The organism is Anaerotignum lactatifermentans DSM 14214 (assembly GCF_900142265.1).
Taxonomy (GTDB): Bacteria; Bacillota; Clostridia; order Lachnospirales; family Anaerotignaceae; genus Anaerotignum; species Anaerotignum lactatifermentans.
Map to the genome: position 1 here is coordinate 19777 of NZ_FRAH01000048.1, position 8601 is coordinate 28377.

At 40.0% G+C, this 8601-nt stretch carries 8 protein-coding genes; 6 read left to right on the plus strand and 2 right to left on the minus strand.

Annotation, left to right across the window (positions count from 1 at the left end; genetic code table 11):
* Nucleotides 1–13: 13 nt before the first annotated feature.
* On the minus strand, nt 14–1576 hold the full coding sequence (gene mltG, locus BUB35_RS12275; protein ID WP_084730675.1) for an endolytic transglycosylase MltG: 1563 nt from the start codon (nt 1574–1576) through the stop codon (nt 14–16).
* Nucleotides 1577–1765: 189 nt separating this feature from the next.
* Here mltG and BUB35_RS12280 point away from each other — a divergent pair, with 189 nt between their 5' ends.
* From BUB35_RS12280 to BUB35_RS12285, 3 genes are read left to right on the plus strand one after another with little or no spacing between them, the layout of a single operon-like run.
* Entirely contained in the window at nt 1766–3058 is a 1293-nt protein-coding gene (locus tag BUB35_RS12280) for a bifunctional folylpolyglutamate synthase/dihydrofolate synthase (protein ID WP_072852173.1), read from the plus strand.
* A gap of 16 nt (nt 3059–3074) precedes the next feature.
* On the plus strand, nt 3075–3245 hold the full coding sequence (locus BUB35_RS19090; RefSeq protein ID WP_159432891.1) for a hypothetical protein: 171 nt from the start codon (nt 3075–3077) through the stop codon (nt 3243–3245).
* Nucleotides 3246–3259: 14 nt separating this feature from the next.
* Entirely contained in the window at nt 3260–4669 is a 1410-nt protein-coding gene (locus BUB35_RS12285; RefSeq protein WP_072852175.1) for a tetratricopeptide repeat protein, read from the plus strand.
* An 81-nt stretch (nt 4670–4750) separates the two neighbouring features.
* Here the strand turns inward: BUB35_RS12285 and BUB35_RS12290 are convergent, their stop codons facing one another.
* Nucleotides 4751–5950, minus strand: coding sequence for a cation:proton antiporter (locus BUB35_RS12290; protein ID WP_072852177.1), 1200 nt, complete (start codon nt 5948–5950; stop codon nt 4751–4753).
* A gap of 229 nt (nt 5951–6179) precedes the next feature.
* On the opposite strand from BUB35_RS12290, the gene BUB35_RS12295 reads away from it, so the two are divergent.
* The 3 genes from BUB35_RS12295 to BUB35_RS12305 form a co-directional block, all read left to right on the plus strand.
* Entirely contained in the window at nt 6180–6629 is a 450-nt protein-coding gene (locus tag BUB35_RS12295) for a MarR family winged helix-turn-helix transcriptional regulator (protein WP_072852179.1), read from the plus strand.
* Complete coding sequence (locus tag BUB35_RS12300) at nt 6626–7984, plus strand: MATE family efflux transporter (RefSeq protein ID WP_072852181.1); 1359 nt, start codon at nt 6626–6628, stop codon at nt 7982–7984. The genes BUB35_RS12295 and BUB35_RS12300 overlap by 4 nt, the downstream gene beginning before the upstream one ends.
* A gap of 358 nt (nt 7985–8342) precedes the next feature.
* The coding region (locus BUB35_RS12305; RefSeq protein ID WP_200777604.1) for a transposase at nt 8343–8601 on the plus strand (259 nt) is incomplete at its 3' end.

The following is an 8601-nucleotide window of genomic DNA, read 5'->3' on the forward strand; positions in this document are numbered from 1 at the left end:
TCGCTCCTCAAAATTACTGTGTCAGGCTTGCCTGGTATTTTTCTTTAGCAGCCAGGAATTCTTCATTGGTCTTGCAGAATACATGGTTGCTCTTGCCAGCTGCCTCTACCACATAATACAAATAGTCGTTATCTTCTGGATACAAAGCTGCTTTAAAGGATGCTTCCCCAGGGTTGGAGATAGGTCCCAAAGGCAGACCTTTGTTCAGTCGGGTATTATAAGGAGAATCTGTCTGTAAATCTTCCTGTGTCAATTCGCCGCCTGTTTTACCAACGGCATACAGAACAGTTGCGTCAATACCCAAAGACATATCCTGTTCCAAACGATTATAGATAACGCCTGCAGCTCTTGCGCGTTCTTCATCCAGTGTGATTTCTTTTTCAATCATAGATGCAATGGTAACAATTTCATCCAATGTATGACCGCTTGCTGCAACAGCATCCTGATATTCCTGTGTATACATCTGTTCAAAGCGATCCAGCATCATGGAAATGATTTCATGAGCGGTCATATTTTCTGTCAGGAAATAAGTATCCGGGAAAAGATAACCTTCCAGACGGTATTCACGATCAGGCAGATCCTTCAGGAAACTGTGAGGAAATGTACCTGTATTGGCTTCGTTGATAAATTCTTCTGCCGTGCAGATGCCTGTTTCAGCCACACGATCTGCAATCTGTTTTACAGTGTATCCTTCTGGAATAGTCAGTTTATTCTTGGTGCTGACTTCCCCGGACTGCAGAAGTGCCATGATCTGTGTTGGTGTCATACCTGTATCCACATCATAAGTACCCATCTGATAAGTACCGTCATAGCCATTGATTTTACTGCTTAAGCGGAATGTAAAGGTATTGGAAATCAATCCCTGTTCTTTCAGAATATTCGCAATATCCGATGTGGTAGAACCAGAAGGAATGGTAACAGAAACGGTTTCACCAGTGAGGTTTTCTGTGCTGCCATCCATCATCATGATGCTTTTCATGAACTGGAAAGAACAGAAGCCAATAATGAAGGCAACCACAAGAACAATAAAGCCTTTGAAGCCTTTTGTCATTTTCCGCTTATGTTTTTTCTGTTTGGAACGATCTGACATGGTTCGGCTGCTGGGTTCACGATATACCGTTTCTCTATGCGCATTTTCTCTGCGTGTAGTATCCCGTCGTGTTGTTTCTTTACGGGCAGTTTCTCTGCGTTCCCTTGCAGGTTCACTTTTCCGGTACATGGCAGTTTCCTGCAGTTCCCTTTCGATTCGGCTGTTCCATTCATCTTCTCTGGAAGCTCTGCGTGGAACATATGTGTTTTCAAATTCCGCATCTCTTTTGGGTACTTTGGTAATGCCGGTTTCCTCTGTGATCAGAGGCTCTGTCGGTTTTTCTTCTTTCACTTTCGCTTTTTCCCGTGGTACAGCAGTGCGGGAAGAATGCTGTCCATAATAGGTAGTATTGCTTCTGTCCCTGCGGGGAAAATAAGTGGTGGAAAATTCTTCTTCCATATCTCTTTGCATCGAACGTCGCTGTTCAGGTGTGCGGCTTTGCTGCTGGCTTGCCTGTTCATCGCTTCGATTGCTGTGTTCATCCATATCTAGCTTCCTCCTTTGATTTCTCAATCTTACTTATTATACCTTTTTCCTTCATTTCCGACAACCTTTTCTTTACTGTTGTATTATATTTAAAAAAATCCTAAAAAATCCTGTAGATTTTCAAAGAAACTTGCAGAAAATTCCATACCTGATATAATGAAATACAGACTGAAAGCAGAGGTGTGTAACATGAATTATATAGAATCAATCAAATATTTGGAAGAGGAAGTGGGATTTGCTTCTGTCCCTGGATTATCCCGTATTCAGGCTTTGTTGAAAAGGCTTGGCAATCCTGAAAAAAAACTGCGCTGCATTCATGTAGCTGGAACCAATGGCAAAGGTTCTGCTGTGGCAATGCTTTCTTCTGTGCTGCGTGAAAGCAGCTGTAAAACAGCTTCCTACACTTCACCACATCTGCATCGTTATAACGAACGGTTTGTTATCAATGGTCAGGAAATTTCTGATGAACAGTTTGCGGCAGAAATCACCCTGATGCGTCATCATTGTGAAGCAATGGCAGCGAACGGAGAAGATGTGCCCACACTTTTTGAAATTGTAACCGCAGCTGCTTTTCATTATTTTGCTGAAGAAAAAGTTGATATTGCGGTCATGGAAGTTGGACTGGGCGGTACATATGATGCAACCAATGTCATTGAAGCACCCCTTTTGAGTCTGATTATGTCCATCAGCATGGACCATATGGATTATCTCGGAAATACACTTTCTGATATTGCCCGTGAAAAATGCGGAATCATCAAGAAAAATTGTCCTGTGGTGTTGTATTCTCAGGAAAAAATAGTATATAATATGGCTAAGGAAATGGCACAAGCCCTTTCCGCACCTTTTTACTGTGAAACTGAAAATCAGATTTCCGTTCATAAACAGGATTTTGACGGAACAATTTTTTCCGTGAAAAATCATCTTATTGATTATCAAGAATTGACACTGCCCCTTCCGGGCGATTACCAGATTGCCAATTGTATAACCGTATTGAATGCCTGTGCGATTTTGCAGCAACTTGGGCTGCCTCTGACAGAAGAAACCATTCGCAGAGGAATTTTGCATGCTTTCTGGCATGGACGCATGGAAGTTTTAAAACAGCATCCACTTGTGCTTTTGGATGGCGCCCATAATGCAGATGGTATTGCAAAACTGGCACAATCCCTCCCGCATTATGTGAATGGGAGAAAAATCACACTGGTACTTGGTGTATTGGGTGATAAAGAATACCCTTTGATGTTGTCGGAAATTTTTCCACTGATTCATCAAGCTGTTTTAACAGAGCCTTTGAGCGAAAGAAAACTAGATTTGGATTCTTTGGCGAAAGCAACAGCACATTTCCATAAACCAGTGATACTGGAAAAAGAAATTCCACGGGCTTTTGACCGCGCTTTGGAAATTACAGATGAAAACGATATGATACTGTGCTGCGGTTCTTTATACATGATTGGCGAAATTCGAGAATATATACTTTCATTGTGATTGGAGGAATATATAAATGTTGAACTTTAAAGAAGAATTGAAAAAATACCAGCCTTTGATGGAGCTGGATGATATACAAAGTGCCCTGCAGCCTTCTCAGATGCAGGATCTGCTGGATATTTTACAGCATATTGCGAAAGAAAACAAATCACAGGATACCTCTGCCAGCCAGGCTGAGGAAGCGTAAAGGAGTCGATGGATATGAAATGCCCTAACTGTGGCAATACTGTTCCAAATGGCTTTCTCTGCCCTTCCTGCGGTGTAGATACATATATCTTTAAAAAAGCACGTAATGCTTCCATTCGTTTATATAACGATGGTTTGGAAGCGGCTTTGGCGCAGGATCTTTCTGCGGCGGCTACCTTGTTGGAACAAAGTATTTTATTTGATAAGAACAACTATCAGGCGCGTAATCTCCTTGGGTTGGTTTATGCAGAAACCGGACGGATGGCAGATGCTTTGAAGCATTGGATTGTCAGCAATTCTTTGGTCAGCGAAAATAACCCTGCTGCCGGATATATTGAATATTTGCAGAAACATGCCAGAAAGATGGATCAATATAATGATGCTGTGCGTTTGTACAATCAGGCACTGCATTATCTCCATCAGGGAAGCGATGATCTAGCCATTATTCAGTTGAAAAAGAGTCTGGACCTAAGTCCTGGATTTATTGATGCCAATAACTTGATGACTTTATGTTGTCTGATGGAGCATAATGAAAAACGTGCGCAGCACTTTATAGATGCAGTATTGCGTAAAGATGTGAATAACCCCATTGCTCTTCGCTATAGTCAGGAACTTGGTAAGGAACGTAGAGGTTCTGTTGGCAAGCAGAAAAAACGTGCTGCGGGTGCAGAGGTTGCACAGGGAATTTCTGTGAAAAAAACAGACAGTGCTCCCCCTATGCCCCGTTATAAACGTTCTGAAAAGAAAAAGATCGGTGCATTAGAACACCGTGATTTGATTGCCTTTGGTGTTGGTATTGTGGCAACAGCACTTGTTTTGCTTGTACTGGTATTGCCAGCAATCAATGAAAATAAGGATAAAACCATCGAAACATTACAGGCACAGGTAGAAAGTTATCAGGGCGAGACCAATATGACACCTGAAGAAGTATTGGCAATGCGCGAAAAAGTAACCACACTGGAAGCAGAAAATAAACAGCTTCGCAGCGAGGAAACAAAACAGGCAAATCTGGAATTACTGGAAACAGCAGTTTCTCAGCTGAATGATAAGCAATTTGAAGAATGTGTTGCTACATTAGACAGCATTGAAACAGTTGGGTTTAGTGATGAAGATTTACAGAAATACGAATCTGTGAAAACAGAAGCTTATCCGCAGGCTGCGAATTCCTTATATACCAAAGGAAAGAGTGAATTTTTGAGCAATAATTTCACAGATGCAAAGCCTTATCTGGAAAAGTGCTTGAACTACACAACATCAGAAAACTTCATTGATGATGCCTATTACTATTTAGCCAAAATCGCAGAAGAAGAAAAGGATACTGCTAAAGCTAAAGAATATTATGAAAAGATCAAATCCACATATCCAGATTCTAATCAGATTGAAAATGTAAATTTGGCACTGGAAAATCTGAATAGCGCATCATAATTGGAAATTTTTTTAAACACATAAAAAGGTCGTTCTATCATATTTCTGATGGAACGACCTTTTGTTATGCTTCCAAATATTTTATGTTTCACATTGCGCTGCTTGTTTTCGATCACTTGCCTGCATAACGAGTTTCAACAAAATTGGTGTGATTAGTGTTGTTACGATAACAACAAGGACAATGGCAGGGAAAAGCGAATCGGATATCAGTCCAGCCTGCTCCCCTTTCTGCGCAACAATCAATGCAACTTCCCCTCTGGAAATCATCCCTACTCCAATGGTTAAGGAATCCATATTTGAGAATCCGCATAACTTTGCACCAAATCCACAGCCAATAATTTTAGAAAGTATGGCAACCAGCAAAAGTGCAATGGTGAAGAGAATCAGTTCCGTCGACATGTCTGTTACAATTGTTTTGATCCCCATGCTTGCAAAGAAGATTGGCGTGAAAAACATGTAGGACGTAATATTGATTTTTGATGCAATATAGGATTTTGTTTCTGTAACGTTACACAGTATCAATCCTGCAAAATATGCTCCTGTGATGTCTGCAACACCAAAAAATACTTCTGAAATATATGCCATCAAAAGACAAAAAGAAACAGCATAAATGGCAACTCTTCTTTTGGTACCATAGACGATTTCCAGTTTTCGGAACAAGCGGAATACAAAAAATCCACAAACACCGATAAAAACAAAGAATAATACAATTTTTATCAATACGACCCAGATTTTAACGTCAGGCGCTGTAAAGCTGGTGATGACAGTCAAAGCGATAATCCCTAAGATGTCGTCTATGATGGCTGCACCAAGAATAGAAGCCCCTACTCTTCCGCGCAATTTTCCCATTTCCCGCAGTGTTTCAACTGTAATGCTTACAGATGTTGCTGTTAAAACAGTACCGATAAAAGCGCTTTCTAAGAATAAAACAGAATCAGGTCTTTCTCCATGGAAGAACAGATAGTACGTCAAAAATCCGCTTCCAAGGGGAATCAAAACACCAACGAAGGCAATGATAATGGAAGATTTACCAGTTGCTTTCAAGTCCTCCAAATCAGTGTCAAGCCCAGCCAGGAACATCAGAAAAATGACACCGATTTCTGCTGATTTCTCAAGGAAATCTGTTTCGTGTAAGATGTTCAAACAGCTTGGACCTAAAAGTACACCTACTAAAAGTGCACCGACAACTTGCGGCATATTTACTTTTTGCGAAAGTAAACTAAATATTTTGGTAGATAGCAGGATGACCGCAACAAACAGCAAAAAATCATAAGACTCCATTAAAATTCCCTCCTTTTGTCGTAAAATGGATTTTTCAATATCATGCACTAAAAATATTGATTTTTAAAGGGAAATTCAGTAATCTTAACTGTTTTTTTATGCTTTTCAGACAAATTTCTTTATTTCTGGATAAAACTATGATTATTAAGTGAACGATCATTGACTATATATACAGCAAGCTGTACAATAATTGTGTTCATAGGAATATGATTCGGAAAGGAAGGATACGATGAATTATGAGGATGCACATCAATTAGGACGTTTGATTTTAAAATTGGCAAATATGCTTATCAAAAATAGAAATCGTCACTTGGAAGCCATCGGTTTGACAACCAGTCAGGCTGATAGTCTTCAATATTTCTTGGCAAATCCAGAAAGCACTGTAACAGAGTTGAAGGATTATTTAGAGATTACCCATCAAACTGCCCGTGGGCTGGTACAGAGAATTGAAGAAAAAGGTCTTGTTTCCTTAACGCCATCTGTAGTAGATGGACGTTGTCGTAGTATTTCTCCCACTGAAAATGGAAAAGATTTAGGAGTAAAGATGGCACATAATCGAGAAATGACTGTATTAAGGCTATTGTCTGGTATGACAGAGGAAGAACAGGAAACATTCTACCGCCTGCTGAAAATGGCTTATGAGAATATTAAAAATGAAGAAAAGGAGATGCTGTCATGAATGCTGCAAATCGCACTGCTATTTTTGAAACGCTGCCCGTTCATCAGGCTGTGTGTAAACAGATTATTCCTGCCATTGTCAGCCAAATGATTGCACTTATTTACAATTTGGCAGATACTTATTTTGTCGGAATGCTTAATGATCCACATCAGACGGCTGCCATTACCATTGCCGCACCCTCTTTTGTCATGCTTACTGCAATTTCCAATTTGTTTGGTGTGGGCGGAGCCAGTGCCATTGCCAGAGCTTTGGGCAAAAAACAAACATTGCGTGCCAAGCAGATTGCATCTGTTTCCTTTTGGGGTGGATTGATTTGCGCCTGCCTGTTTTCACTGGTATTTTTTATTTTGTCTCGTCCGATTCTATTTCTTTGTGGCGCAACGGAAGAAACTTTTGAGCTTACTATGGGATATGCAAAATACGTGGTTATTTTAGGCGGTCCTTTTACGGTTTTGAATACCCTTCTTGCCAATCTGATCCGTTCAGAAGGCAGTGCCGGCTTGGCATCCTTTGGCGTTTCTTTGGGTGGGATTATCAATATCGTTTTAGACCCACTCTTTGTATTGCCACAGTTTATTGGATTAGGTGCTGTCGGTGCAGGTATGGCAACAGCTCTTTCCAATGTTTTGGCAACGGTATTTTTCCTGATTTCTTTGTATCGAATGAGAAAAAACTCTGTAATTCATATTGATCCGAAATACTTACGGTACGCGAAATTGCATTTGAAAAGCATATTGTCTGTAGGATTTCCATCCGCAGTACAATATGCCTTAACAGTGGTTGCCATTGCGGCGCAGGCAAAATTTGTATCGAAATATGCAACAGAAGCGGTTGCTGCATTGGGTATTGTTAAAAAGCTTGACCAATTGCCCCTTTATTTTTCCATTGGTGTATCTAGTGGGCTTCTACCTTTGCTGGCATATAATTATGCTTCTGGCAACCAAACCAGGAGGCGAAAATCCTTCCGCTTTGGCTGCATGATTTCTCTTTCTTTTTCCCTGCTTTGCTTGGTTTGCTATGAATTGTTTGCGCCACAGCTGTCTGCCTTGTTCATCGAGGATGCAACAACTATTTCATACAGTGCTGGATTTTTGCGGAGAATGGTTACAGCAATGCCTATGATGTCCCTGTGCTATCCAATGATTATCCAGTTCCAGGCCATGGGGAAAGTAAAAGAATCTCTCATCACTTCTGTGTTGCGGAAAGGTGTTTTGGATATTCCTCTACTCTTTTTGATGGATCGTCTAATGCCTCTTTATGGATGTATGTGGGTACAGCCCATTGTGGATTCAATTTCCTTAATTGTTGCGGGAACACTATATTTCCGTTTGAAACACAACGAAAGTATGACATAATGAAAAAAGAACCGAGAACCCATAAGGGACATTTTCATAGAAAACAAAAAAAGCTGAAATCCTTATCATGATATAGGATTTCAGCTTTCTTATTTTTATGAAGACTTTATTTGGTATGCTTTCTTCTGAAGATAGCCATCACAATTTCCCTTAAGAAATCAAGAAAAAAATGCAATGTTTTCTCAAAGAGTATTAGCTTATCGTCATCCTTTTAAATTTATAAGCAAATTTACAAACTGCGTAACCTTATTGAATTTTTGTGGATAATAGTGTATGGCAGTGTGAAACTTTTTCTGTAAATATGTAATTGAAGAGGTTCTTCTATGGTAAAATTTAAATCATAGGAGGACCTTTTATTATGGCAAAACAGAAGAAACCCATACATCGGGTACAAATGACAGAGGGAAAACGAAACATTATTCATCAGCTCATGGAAGAATACGATATTCAGACAGCTGAGGATATTCAGGAAGCTCTAAAGGATCTTCTTGGTGGAACCATCAAAGAAATGATGGAAGCCGAAATGGACAACCATCTTGGTTATGAAAAATCTGAGCGTTCTGACAATGATGATTACCGAAATGGGTATAAACGCAAACGTATCAACAGCAGTTATG